The 20,171-nt window shown below is 47.0% G+C and carries 24 protein-coding genes; 23 read left to right on the top strand and 1 reads right to left on the bottom strand.

Annotated elements, in window-relative coordinates; translation table 11 throughout:
* Positions 1 to 4: 4 nt before the first annotated feature.
* From NO352_RS12580 to NO352_RS12500, 17 genes are all read left to right on the top strand, one after another.
* Positions 5 to 709, top strand: a complete 705-nt coding sequence (locus NO352_RS12580; protein WP_289355820.1) for a phosphoribosylanthranilate isomerase — start codon at positions 5 to 7, stop codon at positions 707 to 709.
* On the top strand, positions 706 to 1,926 hold the full coding sequence (gene trpB / locus NO352_RS12575; RefSeq protein ID WP_289355819.1) for a tryptophan synthase subunit beta: 1,221 nt from the start codon (positions 706 to 708) through the stop codon (positions 1,924 to 1,926). Before NO352_RS12580 ends, trpB begins: the two co-directional genes overlap by 4 nt.
* The gene (gene trpA, locus NO352_RS12570; protein ID WP_268622718.1) at positions 1,923 to 2,750 is read left to right on the top strand and encodes a tryptophan synthase subunit alpha; all 828 of its coding nucleotides are present in this window, start codon (positions 1,923 to 1,925) and stop codon (positions 2,748 to 2,750) included. The genes trpB and trpA overlap by 4 nt, the downstream gene beginning before the upstream one ends.
* A 50-nt stretch (positions 2,751 to 2,800) precedes the next feature.
* Complete coding sequence (gene hisC, locus NO352_RS12565; protein WP_289355818.1) at positions 2,801 to 3,898, top strand: histidinol-phosphate transaminase; 1,098 nt, start codon at positions 2,801 to 2,803, stop codon at positions 3,896 to 3,898.
* Positions 3,895 to 4,989, top strand: a complete 1,095-nt coding sequence (locus tag NO352_RS12560) for a prephenate dehydrogenase (RefSeq protein ID WP_289355817.1) — start codon at positions 3,895 to 3,897, stop codon at positions 4,987 to 4,989. The genes hisC and NO352_RS12560 overlap by 4 nt, the downstream gene beginning before the upstream one ends.
* Positions 4,990 to 5,707: 718 nt before the next feature.
* On the top strand, positions 5,708 to 6,289 hold the full coding sequence (locus tag NO352_RS12555) for an RNA polymerase sigma factor (RefSeq protein WP_005546967.1): 582 nt from the start codon (positions 5,708 to 5,710) through the stop codon (positions 6,287 to 6,289).
* Position 6,290: 1 nt separating this feature from the next.
* The gene (locus NO352_RS12550) at positions 6,291 to 6,887 is read left to right on the top strand and encodes an anti-sigma factor family protein (RefSeq protein WP_005546969.1); all 597 of its coding nucleotides are present in this window, start codon (positions 6,291 to 6,293) and stop codon (positions 6,885 to 6,887) included.
* 21 nt (positions 6,888 to 6,908) lie between these two features.
* Complete coding sequence (locus NO352_RS12545; RefSeq protein WP_289355816.1) at positions 6,909 to 7,517, top strand: histidine phosphatase family protein; 609 nt, start codon at positions 6,909 to 6,911, stop codon at positions 7,515 to 7,517.
* 242 nt (positions 7,518 to 7,759) lie between these two features.
* Entirely contained in the window at positions 7,760 to 8,923 is a 1,164-nt protein-coding gene (locus tag NO352_RS12540; RefSeq protein WP_289355815.1) for a hypothetical protein, read from the top strand.
* 84 nt (positions 8,924 to 9,007) lie between these two features.
* A complete protein-coding gene (locus NO352_RS12535) occupies positions 9,008 to 9,514 on the top strand; it encodes a gamma carbonic anhydrase family protein (protein ID WP_289355814.1) in 507 nt (168 codons plus the stop codon).
* 24 nt (positions 9,515 to 9,538) lie between these two features.
* Entirely contained in the window at positions 9,539 to 9,718 is a 180-nt protein-coding gene (locus NO352_RS12530; protein ID WP_005546978.1) for an IDEAL domain-containing protein, read from the top strand.
* Between the two features lie 135 nt (positions 9,719 to 9,853).
* A complete protein-coding gene (locus NO352_RS12525) occupies positions 9,854 to 10,300 on the top strand; it encodes a DUF2487 family protein (protein ID WP_005546980.1) in 447 nt (148 codons plus the stop codon).
* 174 nt (positions 10,301 to 10,474) lie between these two features.
* The gene (locus NO352_RS12520) at positions 10,475 to 11,011 is read left to right on the top strand and encodes a Rieske (2Fe-2S) protein (RefSeq protein ID WP_005546982.1); all 537 of its coding nucleotides are present in this window, start codon (positions 10,475 to 10,477) and stop codon (positions 11,009 to 11,011) included.
* 20 nt (positions 11,012 to 11,031) lie between these two features.
* Entirely contained in the window at positions 11,032 to 11,703 is a 672-nt protein-coding gene (gene qcrB / locus NO352_RS12515) for a menaquinol-cytochrome c reductase cytochrome b subunit (RefSeq protein WP_005546984.1), read from the top strand.
* A gap of 16 nt (positions 11,704 to 11,719) precedes the next feature.
* On the top strand, positions 11,720 to 12,595 hold the full coding sequence (locus tag NO352_RS12510) for a menaquinol-cytochrome c reductase cytochrome b/c subunit (RefSeq protein WP_005546986.1): 876 nt from the start codon (positions 11,720 to 11,722) through the stop codon (positions 12,593 to 12,595).
* Positions 12,596 to 12,726: 131 nt separating this feature from the next.
* On the top strand, positions 12,727 to 13,386 hold the full coding sequence (locus NO352_RS12505; protein WP_289355813.1) for a DUF1405 domain-containing protein: 660 nt from the start codon (positions 12,727 to 12,729) through the stop codon (positions 13,384 to 13,386).
* A gap of 41 nt (positions 13,387 to 13,427) precedes the next feature.
* Positions 13,428 to 14,261, top strand: a complete 834-nt coding sequence (locus NO352_RS12500) for a sporulation protein YpjB (RefSeq protein ID WP_289355811.1) — start codon at positions 13,428 to 13,430, stop codon at positions 14,259 to 14,261.
* Positions 14,262 to 14,428: 167 nt separating this feature from the next.
* On the opposite strand, the gene NO352_RS12495 is transcribed toward NO352_RS12500, so the two are convergent.
* Positions 14,429 to 15,298: a YitT family protein gene (locus tag NO352_RS12495; protein WP_268599689.1), complete on the bottom strand. Its 870-nt coding sequence runs from the start codon at positions 15,296 to 15,298 to the stop codon at positions 14,429 to 14,431.
* A gap of 201 nt (positions 15,299 to 15,499) precedes the next feature.
* Between NO352_RS12495 and NO352_RS12490 the strand changes: the two genes are divergently transcribed.
* From NO352_RS12490 to NO352_RS12465, 6 genes are all read left to right on the top strand, one after another.
* Positions 15,500 to 15,877, top strand: a complete 378-nt coding sequence (locus NO352_RS12490; protein ID WP_171414306.1) for a nucleotide pyrophosphohydrolase — start codon at positions 15,500 to 15,502, stop codon at positions 15,875 to 15,877.
* A 51-nt stretch (positions 15,878 to 15,928) separates the two neighbouring features.
* Complete coding sequence (gene dapB, locus NO352_RS12485) at positions 15,929 to 16,732, top strand: 4-hydroxy-tetrahydrodipicolinate reductase (protein WP_289355809.1); 804 nt, start codon at positions 15,929 to 15,931, stop codon at positions 16,730 to 16,732.
* 94 nt (positions 16,733 to 16,826) lie between these two features.
* Positions 16,827 to 17,249, top strand: coding sequence for a methylglyoxal synthase (locus NO352_RS12480; protein WP_005546997.1), 423 nt, complete (start codon positions 16,827 to 16,829; stop codon positions 17,247 to 17,249).
* Positions 17,246 to 17,947 carry a bacillithiol biosynthesis deacetylase BshB1 gene (gene bshB1, locus NO352_RS12475; protein WP_005546998.1) on the top strand — a complete coding sequence of 234 codons (702 nt, stop codon included), beginning with the start codon at positions 17,246 to 17,248 and terminating at the stop codon, positions 17,945 to 17,947. The genes NO352_RS12480 and bshB1 overlap by 4 nt, the downstream gene beginning before the upstream one ends.
* A gap of 39 nt (positions 17,948 to 17,986) precedes the next feature.
* Entirely contained in the window at positions 17,987 to 19,147 is a 1,161-nt protein-coding gene (gene bshA, locus NO352_RS12470; RefSeq protein ID WP_289355808.1) for an N-acetyl-alpha-D-glucosaminyl L-malate synthase BshA, read from the top strand.
* Positions 19,148 to 19,253: 106 nt separating this feature from the next.
* On the top strand, positions 19,254 to 20,171 hold a 918-nt coding region (locus NO352_RS12465), incomplete at its 3' end, for a CCA tRNA nucleotidyltransferase (protein ID WP_289355807.1).

The raw sequence follows: 20,171 nt of genomic DNA, 5'->3' as shown, positions 1-20,171 counted from the left end.
CATTATGGCAGTGAATGAACGATCATGCAGTGAGCACTCATCCAAAGTTAAAATCTGTGGCTTGACCAATCTGGACATAACTCGTCGAGTTGTACAGATGAAGCCCGATCATATCGGATTTGTTTTTGCGCCAAGTCGAAGACAGGTTGATCCGCAGCGAGTGAAGCAGTGGCTGTTCCAGCTCAGCAGAGAAGAACAAGAATTGCCTGATATTGTAGGTGTGTTCGCGAATCCAACTCGTGAAGAGCTGAAGCAAGTGCTGGATTTGGCTCCGATTACAAGTGTTCAGCTCCATGTGAAGAATAATACGGCACTGTTGGCGTGGATAAAGGATCACTATGATGTACAAATATGGAGGTCGATTCCGATCAATGGATCAGACGAGGGCATATTCTATTCGGTTAGCACGGCAGTGAACGAGTTGGATGTTCAATATGCGGATGTTGTCCTGCTTGATACGTTTTGTCCTGTGCAGGGCGGCGGTTCTGGAAAAGTATTTGATTGGACGGTAATACCAGCCTATACAGACGCTTTGGCGGAATTCGAGCTTCCACTTTATATTGCGGGCGGGTTGACGCCTGATAATGTAGAGTTGGTAGTAAGGGAATATGGGATTCAAGGTGTAGACGTATCCAGCGGCGTGGAAACTAATGGAGTGAAAGATGTCGTAAAGGTTCAGAAGTTTATCGAAAGGGTGAGGGGAAAATGAGCAACATGGAAAAGATTGCAGCAACCGTTTTACCGGATGAGAACGGTAGATTCGGACCATTTGGAGGCCGATTTGTGCCAGAAACATTAATGAATGCGCTGTTGGAGCTGGAAGAGGCATATCGCTCACACGTAAAGGATCCTGAATTCCAACAAGAGCTGATCAAGCTCCTGACTCAATACTCAGGCCGGCCGACCTCGCTTTATTACGCAGAGAGGCTCACTGCTACGCTGGGCGGCGCTAAAATTTATTTGAAGCGTGAGGATTTGAACCACACCGGGGCTCATAAAATTAACAACACAATCGGGCAAGCTTTGCTTGCAAAACGTATGGGCAAGACCAAGCTTATTGCTGAAACGGGAGCGGGCCAGCACGGTGTTGCGACAGCAACGGTTGCAGCGCTGCTAGGCATGGAATGCAAAGTATTCATGGGTGAAGAGGATATGAAGCGGCAAAGCTTAAATGTGTTCCGGATGAAGCTGCTTGGTGCCGAAGTCGTGCCTGTGTTGTCAGGCACACGGACATTGAAGGATGCTGGGAATGAAACGCTGCGATACTGGGTGAGCAATGTCCAGGATACATTCTATATTCTGGGATCAGTAGTTGGTCCACATCCATATCCGATGATCGTAAGAGACTTCCAGCGCGTTATCGGAGATGAAACACGCCAGCAAATGGTTGAACTGGAGGGGCGCTTGCCGAACATGCTGATCGCAGCAGTAGGTGGGGGCAGCAATTCCATGGGGATGTTCTATCCATTTTTGCAGGATGAATCCGTTCAGCTTGTTGGGGTAGAGGCGGCAGGAAAAGGAGTAGATACACCCTATCACGCAGCTACAATGACGCTGGGGACACCAGGCGTATTTCAGGGATCGATGAGTTATTTGCTGCAGGATCAGTTCGGTCAAGTTCAGCCAGCACATTCGATATCAGCAGGACTTGATTATCCGGGCGTAGGTCCAGAGCATTCATATTTAAAATATACGGAGAGAGCCACATACGTACCAATTACAGATGAGGAGGCGCTGAATGCGCTGCAATTGCTTTGCCGCACGGAAGGTATTATTCCGGCATTGGAATCTTCTCATGCGGTTGCGCAGGCAATGAAATCGGCGCCTGCTATGAATAAGGAAGATATAATTGTCATTTGCTTGTCCGGCCGGGGGGACAAAGACGTTGGCACGATTATGGAGACGTTGGGGGAGGATTTGGTATGAGTCAGACAGTAGCAAGCAGCAATTTGTTGGATGATACATTCCGTACATTAAAAGCAATTGGCAAGTCTGCTTTAATGCCCTTTATCACGTTAGGCGATCCAACGTGTGAGATAACGCTTGAGTTACTACTGCAAATGGAGCAGGCGGGTGCTGACATTATTGAATTAGGCATTCCATATTCTGATCCGCTTGCTGATGGTCCGGTAATCGAACGTGCATCTGCCCGGGCATTGCGCAATCAAGTATCCATTGCAGATGCGCTACGTGTTGCTGCACAAGCGCGAAAACGAGGAGCGGGCATTCCTTATGTGTTGTTTACCTACTATAATCCGGTACTGCAATTCGGCCTTGACAGCTTCGTACAGGAGGCAAGGAAGGCTGGAATTAGCGGTATTATTATTCCTGACTTGCCTTATGAAGAGAGCCATGAAGTCAGGGAAGCCGCTGATCGTGAGGGCATTCATCTTATACCGTTGGTAGCTCCGACATCAGATGCGCGGGTAGGCGCAATCGTAGCTGAAGGAAGAGGCTTCATTTATTGTGTATCCTCACTCGGTGTAACAGGTGTCAGAGACAGCTTCGACACGCAGGTCGATGGTTTCATCGATTTGGTTCGGCGCAGTACAGAGCTTCCGATTGCGATTGGCTTCGGCATCTCGACTGCAGCGCATGTGCGGCATTTTGCGAAGCGTTGTGACGGTGTCATCGTAGGAAGTGCTATCGTGCGGCGCATTGAAGAAGCGCTGCCGTTATTGGAGGATTCGAATTCGGCTGCAGAGGGCATCTTGCAAATTTGTGATTTTGTGCGACAATTAAAACATTAATTTTTTGCATTTGCAATCACTTTTGTAAATGAGAAAGGTGGTATACCCACATGCAGCCGAAGAACAGTGTTGTTCACCTGCCTGTATATCAGCCAGGGAAATCAGTTGATGAAGTAAAGCGAGAGCTGGGCTTGGATCGCATTATCAAGCTGGCTTCCAATGAGAATCCGTTCGGATCTTCTGAGCAAGCGAAGCAAGCTATCTTACAAGAAGTGAACAATATGAGCATTTATCCAGATGGAGCAGCTCGAGCACTGACCGATGCTGTTGCGGCGCATTTGGATGTTGAGCGAAAACAATTGATTTTTGGCGCTGGCTCAGATGAAATTATTTTAATGATATGCCGCGCGTATCTCGTGCCCGGCGATGAGATTGTCATAGCGGATCAGACATTCCCCCAATATAAGCACAATGCAGAAATTGAGGGAGCCGTAACTATAGAGGTTCCGCTGAAGGATGGAGCGCATGATCTGGACGCGATGCTTGCTGCCGTGAATGACCGGACGAAAATCGTATGGATTTGCAATCCAAACAATCCGACGGGAACGATTGTAAGCGCTGATGAGCTGGATCAATTTATCGCACGTATACCTGCACATGTAATGGTTGTATTGGATGAGGCATACTGTGAATATGTAACAGATCCGAACTTCCGTGATGGTTTAGAGCTAGTACGCCGTTATTCCAATGTTGTTTCCTTGCGAACATTTTCGAAAATTTATGGATTGGCGTCCTTGCGCATCGGTTATGGAATCGGACACCCTGATGTGATTCATACGATCAATCAGGTTCGTGAGCCATTTAACACAACTCGCTTCGCTCAGGCAGCAGCTTTAGCTGCCGTACAGGATCAAGCCTTCATTGAAGATTGCAGGCAGAAGAATGCAGCTGGAATTCAGTATGTACAGCAGCAATTTGCGCGTATGAATCTGGATAGCTTTCCAGCACACGGAAACTTCATAATGGTTGATGTAGGATTTTCAGCAATTGAAGTCTTTAACGCACTCCTGCGTCGCGGCATTATAACCCGCGCAGGCCATAGCAAATATCCGCAGCATATCCGAATTACGATTGGCAGCCAAGAAGAAAATGAGGCAATGGTTCAAGCCTTGGAAGAAGCATTGGAAGAGGTTAAGGTGACGAAATGAGAACTAAGATTACAATTGTAGGCGTAGGGCTCATAGGCGGCTCTCTCGCCTTATGCTTTAAGAACAGGCCGGGTATACATGTCGTTGGTTATTCCCCAAGTCAATCATCAGCAGAGAAGTATATAGAGCGCGGCGTCGTAGATGAAGCGACGACTTCCTTGCGTGATGCGGTTGAGGATGCGGATTACATCTTCGTATGTGTTCCAGTGGGAATGCTGGAATCAATGCTGAATGATTTGCAGAATTTGCCGCTCAAGCCGGGCTGTATCGTAACTGATGTAGGAAGCACGAAGTCATCGGTAGCGCGTTGCGCACGTGGACTGCAATGGGAGGACGTACACTTTATTGGTGGTCATCCAATGGCTGGCTCGGAGCGCTCGGGTGTTGAAGCGGCTACTACACTGCTGTTCGAAAATGCTTTTTATGTACTAACACCTGATGAATCGGCTAATGAAGAAGCTTATAGCAGGCTTGTATCCTTGCTCCGATATACGAAGGCGCATATCATTCGGATGAATCCGGAAGAGCACGATGAGGTAGTTGGCGCAATCAGTCATTTGCCGCATGTGGTCGCAGTAGCCTTGGTGAATCAGGTACGCTCCTATAATGAGAAGAATGAGCTGTATGAGCTGCTCGCTGCCGGTGGATTCCGGGACATTACCCGTATTGCATCCAGTGATCCTGTCATATGGAGAGACATTCTTATTAACAATAGGGATGTCGTTCTTCGTTTACTTTTAGACTGGAAAGCGTCTACGGAGCAATTTATCGATATATTGCAGCGACAGGACGGTGAAGGGATAATCCAGCAGTTTGCTGAGGCTGGCGACTTCCGGAGCCGCATGCCGGAACGCCGCAAAGGCGTTATCCAATCGCTCTACGAACTATACGTCAATGTACCCGATCATCCTGGTATTATCGGCAGTATTGCAACAGAGCTTGGTAATCATCACATTAACTTGAGCAATGTTCAAATAATTGAAAGCCGCGAGGACGTGCCGGGCGTACTCCGATTGTCATTCCGTCAGCAGGGGGACTGGGATCGAGCGAAGGAACTGCTAAGCTCCAAAGGGTACGAAGTATTCATATAACGGAAAAATTTGTGAATTGAAGAAAATTTTTAACGAAAACCTATTGACGACGTGAAAACGTATACATTATAATAGCAGTACAGTATGGTTTCTCTCCACTCCTATCCAATAAAATTGCACAAGTTGTGCAGCCACTCCAATCGGGGTGGTCTTTTTTTTGTCTTTAAATTTTGAAGCGCATTTTAGTATATACACGCACATTAATTTTACATATGACAAAGGATGTTTTCCCTCTATCTGTAAAAAAGAAGGTTTTACCAAATTATAATTGTATGATACTACCAAAAAGATAGAAATCAGCATAGCTTTATAGGAAAATGGCACTCCATAAAGCAATGTGTCTAGAGTAACGTAAGGGGAGAATAGTCGTGAAAATTGATATAAACCATATAGGTTCAATTACAACATACGGATGATTGCAACCGGCATTTTGTCACTCTTAATTAACCACTCCAATTGGAGTGTTTTTTTGTTAAATCCGAATCTTAAAAAATTTTTAAGCAATTTTCGACTTTATTATGCTAAAATACGACTTGAAATGCTAAGGGTCGAGTGTCATGATATCAAGACACAGATCATACCCATAGTACGTAATCATTAGGTTTATAAGTTTCTTTATAACAATTTTCTCCGATTCGCAACTTTTTTTCACATCGAGAGTATAACCATTCAGGTAGCGCATCGGGATGGATATGGAAAGCAAGGAGGACTTGAATCCATGACCGATTCCCAAATCATCCGCGAAATCAAGGACGGGAACACAGAAGTTTTTGCGGAATTGATGAATCGTTATCAACGTAAACTGTTATCATTTATTTATCATATGTTGAAAAATTCCCAGTTGGAGCTATTAGCAGAAGATTTATGTGCAGAGACATTTTACAAGGCATACCGAAGCCTGCATACATTCCGGGAATCAGATGCTTCCTTCTCAACTTGGCTGTATACGATAGCCCGCAACACCGTGTTAAGCGAGCTGCGTAAGCAGAGAAGCATTCAAGTCTCGCTTGATGAGGAGCAAGGAATCATTCCGGAAGCGCCTAAGGAAGCGGCGCCTGAGTATGCATTGCTGCGGCATGAAAAGGTAGAATTGGTGCGTGAGGCAATAAGCAGGTTGCCTGACAAACAGCGCTCTGCTCTCATTCTTCGAGAATACGACCAACTGGACTATCAAGAAATCGCCCAGGTATTGGGGCAGACCGTAAGTTCGGTTAAATCGTTGTTGTTCCGGGCTCGAGCCAGTGTGAAGATACAGTTAGAACCATACATAAAGGAGCCCGGTCTTGAAGGGATGAACTAACATGAAATGTGCGGAAGCGCTCGAATGGATATCGAACTATGTCGATATGCCTGTTGACGATCCGCAGCGTGAAGCTATCGATCATCATCTGAAAGGATGCGAAGCGTGCGCGGAACAGTTCGCAGTATGGTCTGCGAGCATGGATTGGGTGGAAGATGAAGCTGAGTTGGAGCTTGATGCGGAACGAACAAGCAGCTTAGCGGCGAGTCGTGTTATGGATCGCATATATGACGAGCAGCAATGGCTAATGCCTGTACATAGACGTTCTCATGCGTTATCCCTGCGCTCACGTCAAGTGATAGCGGGGATTATCGCTTTTTGTATGGCCATGTTCCTCTGTGCTCTCGTCTTTCTCCTTATCCGCAATGAGCAGTCAAATATCAATGCAGTTAGTGGGGTATTGCCGACTGCGCTGGCGGGCAGCGAGCATTCTGGATTAGATACGTTTACTATAGAATTGCCAGTGGCGAGTAATGTAGGAGAACCGGCCATTTTGCATGTTGTCCCGACAATTCCCCATTATTGGATTGCATTGTCGCTGTTCGGTGTAACTTTTGCATTGCTGCTATTGAACTGGTTGACACGAGTGCGTCAATAACAGAGGGATGAAGGAGTTACAATGAATCAGCATATAGGATTAGTGCGCCATGGGTTAACAGATTGGAACGCTCAAGGGAAGATACAAGGACAAACGGATATACCATTGAATGAGACAGGACGGAAGCAGGCGGCATTGCTTGCAGAGCGCCTTGTACGAGAACGTGCCCCATTTGATTATGTAATATCCAGTGGCTTGCAGCGAGCAGAAGAAACGGCGTCGATTTTGGCAGATGCCCTTCACATTCCAATGTTGTCACCAGAAGCTGGGCTTCGTGAACGAGCCTATGGTCTTGTAGAAGGAACAACGCCAGAGGAGCGAGAACAGCGCTGGGGTGCAGAATGGCGGCAACTGGATCTAGGACAGGAAAAAGATAAAGAACTTCAACAGCGCGCAGTTCATGCGCTAGAGCACGTTGCAAATCAGCACAAGGGAGCTAATCTGTTAGTGGTCTCTCATGGGGGCTGGCTGGCACAATTGTTCATTGCTTTATTCGGCAGTTCGGGACAAGGGCATATCGGAAATTTGTCCTACTCGGTATTAGAAAAGCGGTCGGAAGGCTGGCACCCATTGCTTTATAATTGTATGGAGCATATTTGCCACCTTGATCTGCCGGCGAGGCCGCGATAGCGTCACATCATCGAAACAGCAGTTCGTTTTCACGTAATGTGGAAGCGAACTGCTGTTTTGTGTTTGAAAAGGAGTCAACCTTATAGGATTTATTGTTGCTGGACGGTGATTATACCAATTTCAATCGACAAGCTGATCGATGTTTTCTGCGTGAATGTGAATAAATATGATAAAAATTCCAATAATGAGTAATGGACATCGAGGATTCGGCACATTACGTCTGACGGAAACGGAGGTCATGCATGAATTTAGCGGATATGCTCAGTTACGCGGATATTAATCAGCTAACTCGAATTGCTCAGCGTTATGGGTGCGTCTGCAATGAACATTCCAAGCACGAGCTTATTCAATCTATTCTGTCTGCGTTGGGCAGGAGGGATGTGTTCGAACAGCATGTCAGCGAAATGACGCTAGAAGAGCTAAGATTCCTTAACTCGATTTTGTTTGACAGGCGCGCTTCATTTAGCTTAGAGGAATTGATTGCTCGAGTTCAGCAGACAAGGTTCGATTTGGATTCTGATGGAGGAGAAAAGCAGGCACATAATGCAGCTCCAATGCCCCATCCGCGAGATACGATTTCAAAATTTAAACACAGTGGATGGCTGTTCAATGGATGCTCGCATCAAACGAAATATTTGTTTCAGGTGCCGAGCGATTTGAAGCTGAGATTGATTGATGTACTTCGTCAGTCGTTCGCGATGCACTTGACAGAAACAGATACGCCTACATCCTATCGCGACGAAGATGGACGGATGGCGGAGGATGTGCTTCACCTTCTGAAATTCATCGAGAATGGGAATGTGATGCTGAATGCAGAAGGTGTAATGTACAAAAAAACACAGCAGCAGCTTCTCGATTACTTTGCTGTACAGGAAGCCCCAATTGCCCGAGGTGAATGGCGATTTGGATACGGGAGAAGGTTCCATGACTATCCGAACCGCATGTCGCTCCTTTATGATTACGCATTCTATCAAGGATGGCTGGAGGAGGGTGATGGGCGGTTAAGTTGTACGCCTAAGGGCTTGGAACGAGTGGCAAGCGGAGGGGTGGAGTCTTCTGCTTCGTTGTACCGGTTTTGGTTAAAGCTGTATAAAAACGCGATTCCGAATTTGCTGTCCATTGTGCACTGGATTCAGCTTTGCACCAAGCAATGGACAACGCTTGATTCGTTGGAGCGGGCGCTACTTCCGTTTGTACGTCCTTTTTTCTTCGATACGCCACAATCTGTATTTCGGCAGCGAATTATAATGATGCTCGTCCATTTAGGTGTCATTCGATTCGGCGAAGATGAGCAATATGGGTCAGTCATACAGACGACTCGCAGAGGGCAGCTTATTATTGATAGTGTGTACGTTGCTCATGAGGACAAAATTCAGTTAGAAGTTGACAAGCGGCATTCTCATTGATACGATTGGGCCAAAAATTTCCTTAGCTAGGCATATAAAAGGCTTGAGCTGTGTGGAAATGGTCAATCGGGAGGATGCTATCGTATGTACATACCTTATCAAGGCATATTGCCAGTTGTTGATGCTTCCGTATATGTGGCGGAAGGAGCCAAGCTGATTGGAGACGTGACGATTGACGCTGAATCAAGCGTTTGGTTCAATGCAGTCCTTCGTGGCGATATGGCCCCAATACGCATTGGCAAGCGGGCGAATATTCAGGATGGCGTTATTGGGCATGTCAACGCCAATCAACCGCTTTTCGTAGAAGATGATGTCTCTGTAGGCCACGGTGCAATTATACATGGCTGCCGAATAGGCTACGGTACATTGATTGGCATGGGGGCGATTGTACTGAACGGTGCCGACATTGGTGAATATGCTTTAGTAGGAGCAGGTTCTGTCGTAACAGAAAATAAAAAAATACCGGCCTATACTCTTTCTCTAGGTTCACCCGCAAAAGTCATACGCGAACTGACAGATGAAGATGTAGAGCGAATGAAACGGACAACTCAGAACTATGTGGTGAAAGGAAAGGAATATAGGATCTCTTAATCGTGTTGGTTGGAGGTGTATCCTATGGATAAAATGAAAGTATCGTATGAGGCGATGTTAAGCTTAACAGCGGAAATGATATGGGACAACGCCATACGGAAATACCGTACGGAAAAGATATACGAAGAAATCGATAAAGCACTCGCTACAGGGGATGAAACATCGTTCCGAACCTTGACGGACGAACTGAAAACATTGCAGTAACAGCTTATGTAAACGTCCAACAGGATACCTTATGCACATTTATGGAATGAAGAGCGCAGCATTGCGGTTCTTCATTTTTTTGTTTATTTCAGTATAATGGTAAGGAATGACTAGGTAAATGATGGGGGAATCGTCATGAAATTTAGTGAATTAACGGAAGAGCAATGGGAAGAATGGGGGCCATATTTGGACACTTGTATTTTACCGGTCACAGGATTGAACGGCAGTGAATCTCCAATTGAGGCTGGCAATCGTCTCGAGAAACTGCGTGACTGGCTCGATGGGATCGAAATTCCTTTCCGAGGCAGAACAGTAACCTACCCTGCCTATCACTTTGTGTCTGAAAAGCTTGCTGATGATGAGTTGAACCTGTTGAATGGATTATGTTCGAGGTTGCGGAAGCAAGGTTTCGCATACATTGTCGTCGTCTCGGCACAGCTTCCTATTACAGGGGATAAGCTGCCGGAAGCGGATCTGGTCATTACACCGGCTGAAATGATGGCAGAGGATGCTGGAAATGCCTGCGCTGCGATGAAGGCACTTGTGCAAAATATGTGGACCACCACCCAAACTTCAGGATAAATGTGACAATATTCAAACATTTCACCCAAGAAAAAAGGTTCATTCTGGTAATTATATTGGTAAATTCTTGACGCTTTCATAGTGCTGGGATATTATAGTGATGTCCTAGTTTGAATGTGATTATCGTCATAGCAAGCTCTCAGAACGGTTGTGTAAAGGGGGGTTAGACAGTATATGAGTAAACTGCAGAATAACGAGCATCCACCTAAAAAGCCGCGAAAAGAAATGTCCCGTCGACAATTTCTTACATACACGCTGGGTGGGGCAAGTGCTTTCATGTTCGTTGGTCCTACTCTGCCGATGGTTCGGTTTGCAGTTGATCCACTGCTTCAGAAGAAGTCAGAAGGAGAGTACATTAAGGTTGCTGAAGTGAGCAAGATTACAGAATCGCCGACTGAATTTACTTTTGAAATCAAGCAGGTCGATGGCTGGTATGAGAGTACTCCAACGCTCACAGCATGGATAAGCAAGGATAAGGAAGGCAATATATTTGCGTTGTCTCCAATATGCAAGCACTTAGGATGTACAGTTGACTGGAATAAGAATCCGGCTTTCAAGGATCAGTATTTTTGCCCGTGCCATGGCGCGCACTATACAAAAGAAGGCAAGCAGCTAGCCGTTGCTCGTGCACCGCTCGATGAGTACAAAGTGCAGGTTAAGGATGGCTTTGTATACTTGGGCGATATCATAGCGAACCAACACGTGCAATAACGAGGAGGCGTAAATAACAGATGTTTAAAGGTGTTTATAACTGGATTGACGAACGTCTGGATATAACGCCGATGTGGCGCGATGTGGCGGATCATGAGGTGCCTGAGCACGTTAACCCTGCACACCATTTTTCTGCGTTCGTGTACTGTTTCGGTGGCTTGACGTTTTTTATTACGGTCATTCAGATTCTGTCAGGTATGTTCCTGACCATGTATTATGTCCCTGATATTGTGAACGCATACTACAGTGTCGAATATTTGCAAACGAAGGTTGCCTTCGGTCAAATTGTTCGCGGTATGCACCACTGGGGAGCAAGCTTAGTTATCGTTATGATGTTATTACATACGCTCCGTGTGTTCTTCACAGGTTCCTATAAGGCACCGCGTGAAATGAACTGGGTAGTCGGCATGCTCATCTTCTTCGTCATGCTGGGACTTGGATTCACGGGTTATTTGCTTCCTTGGGATAACAAAGCTTACTTTGCTACCAAGGTCGGCATGGAAATCGCGGATACCGTTCCATATATCGGTCCGTACTTGAAGGAATTGCTGCAGGGCGGCACAGTCGTTGGAGCGCAGACACTGACTCGCTTTTTCGCGATCCACGTGTTCTTCCTGCCGGGCGCACTTCTTGCCTTGCTGGGAGCGCATTTCTTCATGATTAGACGCCAAGGCATTTCGGGACCGCTATAAGGGAGGAGGAAACGAGATGGCACATGGAAATTCAAATGATGAAAAAGTCGTTTACGTTGGCGACTCGCGTGTAAAGAAGAGAACAACACCAGTGAAGCAACCGGATTATTCCTCGTATCCGGGAAAATCCGAAGCCTTCATTCCGAACTTTTTGCTGAAGGAGTGGATGGTTGGTTGTGTGGCACTGGTAGCCTTTCTGGTACTTACGATCTCAGAGGCTGCTCCGCTTGGATATCCAGCGAATCCGAATAACGCAGCGTTTGTTCCGATTCCAGACTGGTATTTCTTGTTTCTTTATCAATTTTTGAAATATCCTTATGCGTCAGGCAGCTATGTTGTTATCGGTACAGTATTGATTCCAGGTTTGGCTTTTGGCGGGCTTCTGCTCGCTCCGTTCCTAGACACAGGGAAAGAGCGCAGATTCTATCGCCGTCCAATCGCTTCCTCGATGATGATCGTAACGCTGCTCGCTTGTGTATATTTAACAAGAGTAGCCTGGACTCATTATGAGCATGAAATGGCAGATAAAAATATGATTCCTGAGCATATCGAGCGTGAGGAGAAGGCACGAGAGGCTGCCCAGAAGGGCGAGGCTTCAAGCCAACCGAAGCCAAGCAAAGGCATTGCAATCGTTGAAAAAGACGATCCTGCTTTTGCGAACATGAAAAAGGTCGGCTGCTTAAGCTGTCACGCTGTTGATATGAAGGGAGCTGCTGGACCTGCGCTTGTCGGCATTGGCGATAAGCTCAGCAAGGATGAGATCCTATCGGTCATTAAGGACGGTAAGGGCGGAATGCCTTCAATGGTTGAGGCGGCTAAGAAGGAAGGCCTGAACGACCAAGATATCGAACATATTGCAGATTGGCTTTCCAAACAAAAAGCAGCACAATAAAATAGATTAATGTTAAAATAGACCTGACTGTATCCGTGCAGTCAGGTCTTATTCTCGTATCAGGCTGATTTTTACCATACTAGATTGAATTGACTCACACACTATTACTTATTATCGGAATAGGGGTAATTATGAACTTGTTGTCATTGATGAGCACACGTTTTCTTTCGCAACGATGGGTATTATGGATGTTGTTTTGGAGCAATCTTGTAGGTACAATCTACGGTTACTATTGGTATAAAAAGCAGTTGATTTATACGTGGGAGCATCACCCTGCATGGCAAATTGTTTTCGTTCCTGATAGTCCAACGGCAAGTTTATTTTTTACGATCAGTATTGGATACCTATTGTTCAGACCGCGTCCGCGAACGGTTGTCGGGATGACCATAAAGCGGATCATTGAGGCGCTAGGTGTAGTTACTTCTATCAAATATGGAATATGGGCATGCGTCATGATTGTAGCTGGAGCTGCTCTAGGTTCTCCAATGGTATGGCAGGATTGGATGTTGATTGGCTCTCATTTGGTAATGGCTGTTGAAGGACTCTTGTTTGTTCGATTGTTTGCCTTTGGAAGCGCAGCAGTGACAGTGGCAGCTTGCTGGACTTGGCTTAACGACACGGTTGATTATAGTGCGGGTGTCTATCCTTGGCTTCCGTATCCACTAATTGAGAAATTGGGTGCAGTATGTGTCTTTACATTCGCTTGGACCGGCATTAGTGTAGCAATGACATGGCTGGCAATGCGATATCGAGATCATCGCACAACAAAATCAGAGGAAACCATGTTCTAAATGTGGACATACCCCCATACGATGATGGGGGAGGGATGTACATGCGTGCGGTATTTGTTTTTTTTAGTATGATAAGCTTCTTATGGTTGACCGATCCAATGTCAGCCTTATCTCGTAATGAAGCTGGCACTGCCCCAACTGCAAGCGAGAACTGGAAGCAGCTTGACAGCTATGCGGAACAATTGTATCGGGCCAGTGTGGCGGGAGAGCTGGAGCAGGTGCAGAAAACAATATATGCGATGGGCAAGCTGTTCACGGAAACTACGTTCAATGGTGCAACGAGTGTGGAAGGAGTACGGGCGCTTAGTGATGCCATTGTGCAAGTCAAGCGAATATTGCCTTCTATACAATTGAAGCAAGAGGAACTGATGCGTGCAACGGCAAGACTGCGGCTTGCTGCGGATGCCTTGGCTCATCCTAAGCAAGCAATGTGGCTGCAATACGAGCAAGTGCTTAGAGACGATATGACACGGATGCTATCTACAAATCAGAATAAAGAATGGATACCCTATGCCAATCGCTGGCTCGAGCATGTTGATCGTATCCGCCCTGCAGCTACGATTCAGCGAGATGTTCAAACGATTGAATTGATGGAATCATTAACTCAGTTCATTCGAGATTCTGCAAAGGGGAAGCACAGTCCCAAAGAAGCAAACGAGGCACTGAATAAACATGGCGACACGGTGTTGAGCCAGTTGTTCGGAACGGAAAAGGCGAACCCGACACTAGGCCCGCCAACGTATACGCCATTGCCTTTTCAGTGGATTTTTATGCTGGCCTTCATTGTATGTATGATGCTGGCTTATGTAGGTTTTCAAAAATACCGCTACGAGCAGAACGCAATTCGTCCAGGAAGCTTCCGCAATAAAAGGTAGCTAGATTGCAAAACAAGAAGTCTGACAAATAAGAAGAACTTCGTGCATCAGTAATTGGTGGCGAGTGGTGCAACTTTCTATATTTCCCCCAAAATAATAAGACCTCGAAATAGGTCGGACGGGAGTCTGGCTTACTTCGAGGTCTTATTCAGTTGGAAGCGGTTCGGTTATTCTTCCCGGAATCCTTCTCCAAGTACATCATGGACATCGTTCACAATGATAAATGCTCGCGGATCGATCGCTTTGACGATCGTTTTGAAGCGTCGAATCTCTGTGCGGCTAACTACACAATAGACCATTTGCTTCTGAGTACGGGAATATGCTCCTACAGCAGGGATAAGTGTGACCCCTCGTTCCATCTCCTTCGTAATGGCATCGGCAATCTCGCCAGAATAATCCGAGATGACGGTGAATGCTTTGGCAGCGTATGCGCCTTCTTGTATAAAATCAATGACGCGCGAGGAAATGAATACAGCGACAAGCGTGTATAAAATCTTTTCCTTCGGTATGTAGAACAAAGCGGCCCCAATGATGAATATATCGAGAATAAGAATAAATTGCCCCATGCTTATGCCAAGCTTGCGGTTAGCAATGCGGGCAATAATATCGACGCCCCCGGTTGTGCCGCCAAAGCGAAATACGATACCGAGACCTATTCCTACGGTGACACCTGCATACAATGTGGCTAAAATGAAATCATGCGAAGTTTGAAAGGGCTGGATCCAGTGCATGGAAACAGCTCGCTCGAACAGCCAGAGGAATAACGTAAGATTGAGAACTCCGTAAATACTAAGTGCCAACTGCTTAATGCCGAGGGCTCTCCAACCGATGATGAACAGAGGGATGTTCAGAGCCAGCGTTGAGATTGCTGGGTGGATGCCAGCAGCGTAATTCAGTAGAACGGTTATTCCTGTAACGCCGCCTTCCATTAATTGATTGGGGAGAATGAAGTAAATTAAACCAAATGCAAAAATCGCTGTCCCAACCGTAATCGGAAGAAACGTATTCCAAATGCGTTGAACAAAGGTCGATTTCACGAGGATTCAGGCTCCTTTAGGCAGAATGTCTCTTTTTCGTTCCTAAGTATATCGGATTAAGAGGAAGATAAAAAGCATTTGTTTTCCAGACGGTGATACGATAACATAGTAGCAGAAAGTAAGGAAATTCGACACCCGCTTATAGGGAAACGGATTACATCCATTTCAATTAACTTTTGCTTGAATAAAGAAGGGGATCGTATGAAAAATCCAGAAATGAAGTCTTTCCTCACCTCACTGCGCAGCAAGCCATTGGCACAAATGCAGCAGGAAGTCGATGACTACATATCACAGTTCAAGGAAGGCTATTTCAGTCCGCTTGCGATGCTGGCCCGATTATCCGAGGAAGTAGGGGAATTGGCTCGTGAGATTAATCATCGCTTCGGTGAGAAGCCGAAAAAGGCTTCTGAAGAAGACAACTCCATTGAGATGGAGCTTGGAGATATATTGTTCATTCTATTATGTTTCTCGAATTCGCTAGGAATTGATTTGACGAAGGCGCATGATGCCTGCATGCATAAGTTCAATACCCGAGATGCAAACCGATGGACACGAATCGAGGATGAAACGTCGAATTAGTAAACACAGAAGCAATTTATATCGTTATAGAAGCAGTTGGGGGGAAATACAATGGAACGAATTCGCGTAGCCGTATCTGGCGCGGGAGGACGTATGGGAAGAGAAGTTGTGAAAATGGTGCTGCAGGACGAGTCCTTAGAGCTGGTTGCGGCGATTGCTCCCTCAGCGGGTGCTGTTGACGCAGGCATCTTAGTAGGAATGCCTGCCTGCGGGGTGACAACTACTGCAGATGTGGAGGAGACGCTGCAAAAGGTAGAAGCAGATGTCATGGTCGATTTCTCTATTCCCCAAGTTGTGATGAAGAATACTCTGCTTGCGATTGAGCATGGGGTTCGTCCTGTAATTGGTGCGACAGGCTTTCAGTCGGAAGAAATTGAACAGTTGATGCAATTGTGCGAGGAGAAGAGGCTAGGCGGGCTGATTGCTCCGAATTTCTCCATTGGTGCGATTCTAATGATGAGATTTGCACAGCAAGCAGCAAAATACTTCCCGGATCTTGAGATTATTGAGTACCATGGGGATCAGAAGCTGGATGCTCCTTCGGGTACAGCGGTTAAGACAGCGGAGCTCATCTCGCAAGTTCGGGCAGAGCATCGTCAAGGCAATCCGAATGAAGAAGAGCAGATCGAAGGATCTCGGGGCGGGTACTATAATGGATTCCGGATACACAGTGTTCGCTTGCCAGGCGTTTTCGCCCAACAAGAGGTCATTTTCGGCGCGTATGGACAATCACTCAAAATCCGCCATGACTCTTATGAGCGTGCAGGGTATATGCCAGGTGTGAATATGGCGGTCAAGAGAGTAATGAATCTTGAACAATTGATTTATGGCTTTGAGCATCTGCTTGAAGACTAATCAATTTTTTTAGGTTATATATGATTAGTTCCGAAGCATTTCCTACAAGGGGCTTTGGAGTAAATGTGCAGGGACACACAACGGAGGGATAGACATGCTAAACATCGCATTTATTGCACATGATCGCAAAAAAGATGAAATCGTAAACTTTGTTATCGCTTATGAAAAAGTGTTCCAGGGACATCGACTGTACTCAACAGGCACGACAGGCCTTCGAATCATGGAGCAAACAGACCTGGATATTCACCGCTTCCAATCAGGCCCATTAGGGGGCGATCAACAGATCGGTGCCCTTGTAGCTCAAAATGAAATGGACTTCATTATTTTCCTGCGCGATCCGCTCATGGCACAGCCGCACGAGCCGGACATTATCGCACTTCTCCGTCTTTGTGATGTACAGGGGATACCGGTAGCAACAAATATTGCGACAGCGGAAATTCTCGTTAAGGCACTTGAGCGTGGCGATTTCGCTTGGCGTGAATTGGCACATAAATATAAGCCGGGAATGGAAGAATGATGAATACTCTCGACATTCTTGCATTCGGAGCACATCCCGACGATGTTGAAATTGGAATGGCAGGAACAATTGCCAAGCATACGAAGGCAGGGTACCGCGTCGGCATTTGTGATTTGACTGAAGCGGAAATGTCATCGAATGGTACGGTAGAGCTGCGCAGGGAAGAAGCAGAGAATGCGGGGCGTATTTTGCAGCTTGCTGCACGCGATAACTTGCGGCTTCCTGATCGCGGCTTGCAAATGTGCAAGGAGCATATTGACGCGGTGGTAGCAGCTATCCGCAAATATCGACCCCGTATTGTTTTCATGCCATACTGGGAAGATCGTCATCCGGATCATATAGCATGCAGCCGCATCGTGCAGGAAGCAGTCTTCAATGCAAAGCTGCGGCGCTATATGCCTGAGCTGCCTGCTCATACCGTGGAACAAGTTTATTTTTACTTTATTAACGATGTTGCTGGTTCTCAAGTTCTGGTGAATGTGTCCGATGTATATGATCAGAAGCGGGAATCGCTTCAGGCTTATCGGTCACAGTTTATGAAGCCGGATCGTGACAATGACTTCGTTGCGACTCCATTAAATCAAAATTATGTGGAGCGGGTTGCAGCGAGGGATTCGCTGCTTGGTCAGACTCGCGGATATGAATATGCGGAAGGCTTTGTGCTCAAAGGCCCTTTTGCAGTGTCTCTCTTCTTGTAAGAAATCCGTGTGTATGAATGGCGAAAAGGGGGAACGGCTATGAACGAAGGTCTTAAGATCGGCATTACGTGTTATCCGTCGCTTGGCGGCTCTGGTGTTGTTGCGACGGAGCTTGGCAAACTGTTGGCTGAGCGGGGACATCAAGTACATTTTATTACACACAATATTCCGTTTCGCTTAGGTGCAAGCTTTCAGAAGAATATCCATTATCACGAGGTCGATGTTAACGATTATTATGTATTTCGTTATCCTCCTTACGATTTATCTCTGGCAAGCAAGATGGCACAAGTGGCGAACATGCAGCAGCTTGATTTGCTGCACGTTCATTATGCGGTTCCGCATGCGGTGTGCGCTTATTTAGCCAAGCAAATGGCTCATCCTGACTTAAAGGTAGTTACTACCCTGCACGGAACCGATATAACAGTATTGGCTCAGGACGAATCACTCAAAGATATGATTCGCTTTGCAATAAATCAGAGTGATGCGGTGACGGCGGTATCGAATGATTTGATTCAGGAAACAAGAGATCTGCTCGATATTACGAAGCCGATCGACCTTACGTATAACTTCGTAGATAAGCGCATTTATTACCCGCGGGAAGTGACACAGTTCCGTGCAGATTTCGCTTATCCGAACGAGAAGATTCTCATGCATATTTCAAACTTCCGTCCTGTTAAGCGGGTAAGCGACGTAGTCGATATATTTAATCTGGTTCAGGAACAGGTTCCATCACGCCTGGTGTTCGTGGGCGAAGGGCCTGATATGCCGAAGGTTCAATGCCGCATTCGGGAACTGGGCTTGGAAGATCGCGTACATTTTCTCGGCAAGCAGGATGAGATAGCACAGGTGATTTCACTGGCTGATGTGCTCCTGCTTCCGTCGGAGAAGGAGAGCTTTGGATTGGTGGCGCTGGAAGCGATGGCTTGCGGCGTTCCTACAATTGGTTCGGAAGCAGGAGGGATTCCAGAGCTGGTTACCCATGGCGACACGGGCTTTCTTGCTCCGATTGGTGACACAGCTGCGATGGCTAATTATGCAATTCGCTTGTTGTCTGATCCGCAATTGGCGCAGCGGATGCACGAGGCTTGTTTGCACCGGGCCCGCCATGTGTTCTGCAATGATCTGATTACATGGCAATATGAACAAATTTATTATCGTGTGCTAGGGAAGGATGCAATGGTTCCGAAGCCGGTATGCTGAGAGTTGCAGTTGTTTATCATACCGCCCTGGAATGCACGATTCGAATGCGCGCAATGGCTATTTCCGTTGCGCGCTCTTGTATGTTAGTGATGTAAGGAGGGTGGCGATGAGTGGCGGAGACCGAAATGTTGATAGCTTGGAAAATAAAACGCTATTCGAAGAAGCGGCACTGGTCATGCACTGCCTCCTGAATGCGGGATTCAGTGCCTATATGGTAGGGGGCTGTGTCCGCGATCCGCTAATCGGACGACCGGTATATGATGTGGACATCGCGACTTCTGCCCGGCCTGAGCAGGTCGTGGCATTGTTCCAAAAGGTCATTCCAACGGGGCTGCAGCATGGAACGGTAACGGTAGTGATGCCCCAACATACGTATGAGGTGACAACCTTCCGCAAGGAGACGGCGTACGAAGGCCATCGCCGGCCGGAGGAAGTCGAATTTATTGATGATTTGATCGAAGACTTAAGAAGACGGGATTTCACGATCAATGCGATGGCGAAGGATGTGCATGGGTTCATTCATGATCCATTTGGCGGGCAAGCTGATTTGAAGCAGCTCGTGATTCGATGTGTAGGCATAGCAGAGGAGCGCTTTCTTGAGGACGCGCTGCGCATGATGCGGGGGGTGCGCTTTGCGTCATTGCTTGGCGGCGTATTTGCCAAGTCTACCTGGAAAGCGCTGTGTGCCAACAGGAAGACGCTGTCGTTCGTAGCGATGGAACGCGTGCGGGACGAGCTGTGGAAGCTGACGGCAGGCCCGAATCCGGCTCGCGGATGGGCCCTGCTCGTTCGCAGTGGTCTCCTGGCGCATGCAAAGGAGCCGCTGGGAGCGCTGGCGTCGACCGAGGCAGCCTTGTGGCAGCCGCTGCTGTGTGCGCTTGGCCGTGTGGATACGGCTGAGAAGCGCATAGCGCTGCTGCTGCTTGGGCATGAGGTCGACGAAGCGGAGGCGCAGCGCATCTTGCAGGCGCTGCGCTGCTCGGGCGCGCAGCAGGACGCCATACTGGCCGTCCTGCGCGCGGAT

The organism is Paenibacillus sp. S-12, from assembly GCF_030363895.1.
GTDB classification, from domain to species: domain Bacteria; phylum Bacillota; class Bacilli; order Paenibacillales; family Paenibacillaceae; genus Paenibacillus_B; species Paenibacillus_B alvei.
Note: the sequence above shows the minus strand (reverse complement) of the source record. Positions and strands in the feature narration are given on the sequence as shown.

Excerpts from the sequence above, each read along its gene's own strand:
- NO352_RS12580 (WP_289355820.1), top strand. The coding sequence starts at position 5 with ATGGCAGTGAATGAACGATCATGCAGTGAGCACTCATCCAAAGTTAAA.
- trpB (WP_289355819.1), top strand. The coding sequence starts at position 706 with ATGAGCAACATGGAAAAGATTGCAGCAACCGTTTTACCGGATGAGAAC.
- trpA (WP_268622718.1), top strand. The coding sequence starts at position 1,923 with ATGAGTCAGACAGTAGCAAGCAGCAATTTGTTGGATGATACATTCCGT.
- hisC (WP_289355818.1), top strand. The coding sequence starts at position 2,801 with ATGCAGCCGAAGAACAGTGTTGTTCACCTGCCTGTATATCAGCCAGGG.
- NO352_RS12560 (WP_289355817.1), top strand. The coding sequence starts at position 3,895 with ATGAGAACTAAGATTACAATTGTAGGCGTAGGGCTCATAGGCGGCTCT.
- NO352_RS12555 (WP_005546967.1), top strand. The coding sequence starts at position 5,708 with ATGACCGATTCCCAAATCATCCGCGAAATCAAGGACGGGAACACAGAA.
- NO352_RS12550 (WP_005546969.1), top strand. The coding sequence starts at position 6,291 with ATGAAATGTGCGGAAGCGCTCGAATGGATATCGAACTATGTCGATATG.
- NO352_RS12545 (WP_289355816.1), top strand. The coding sequence starts at position 6,909 with ATGAATCAGCATATAGGATTAGTGCGCCATGGGTTAACAGATTGGAAC.
- NO352_RS12540 (WP_289355815.1), top strand. The coding sequence starts at position 7,760 with ATGAATTTAGCGGATATGCTCAGTTACGCGGATATTAATCAGCTAACT.
- NO352_RS12535 (WP_289355814.1), top strand. The coding sequence starts at position 9,008 with ATGTACATACCTTATCAAGGCATATTGCCAGTTGTTGATGCTTCCGTA.
- NO352_RS12530 (WP_005546978.1), top strand. The coding sequence starts at position 9,539 with ATGGATAAAATGAAAGTATCGTATGAGGCGATGTTAAGCTTAACAGCG.
- NO352_RS12525 (WP_005546980.1), top strand. The coding sequence starts at position 9,854 with ATGAAATTTAGTGAATTAACGGAAGAGCAATGGGAAGAATGGGGGCCA.
- NO352_RS12520 (WP_005546982.1), top strand. The coding sequence starts at position 10,475 with ATGAGTAAACTGCAGAATAACGAGCATCCACCTAAAAAGCCGCGAAAA.
- qcrB (WP_005546984.1), top strand. The coding sequence starts at position 11,032 with ATGTTTAAAGGTGTTTATAACTGGATTGACGAACGTCTGGATATAACG.
- NO352_RS12510 (WP_005546986.1), top strand. The coding sequence starts at position 11,720 with ATGGCACATGGAAATTCAAATGATGAAAAAGTCGTTTACGTTGGCGAC.
- NO352_RS12505 (WP_289355813.1), top strand. The coding sequence starts at position 12,727 with ATGAACTTGTTGTCATTGATGAGCACACGTTTTCTTTCGCAACGATGG.
- NO352_RS12500 (WP_289355811.1), top strand. The coding sequence starts at position 13,428 with ATGCGTGCGGTATTTGTTTTTTTTAGTATGATAAGCTTCTTATGGTTG.
- NO352_RS12490 (WP_171414306.1), top strand. The coding sequence starts at position 15,500 with ATGAAAAATCCAGAAATGAAGTCTTTCCTCACCTCACTGCGCAGCAAG.
- dapB (WP_289355809.1), top strand. The coding sequence starts at position 15,929 with ATGGAACGAATTCGCGTAGCCGTATCTGGCGCGGGAGGACGTATGGGA.
- NO352_RS12480 (WP_005546997.1), top strand. The coding sequence starts at position 16,827 with ATGCTAAACATCGCATTTATTGCACATGATCGCAAAAAAGATGAAATC.
- bshB1 (WP_005546998.1), top strand. The coding sequence starts at position 17,246 with ATGATGAATACTCTCGACATTCTTGCATTCGGAGCACATCCCGACGAT.
- bshA (WP_289355808.1), top strand. The coding sequence starts at position 17,987 with ATGAACGAAGGTCTTAAGATCGGCATTACGTGTTATCCGTCGCTTGGC.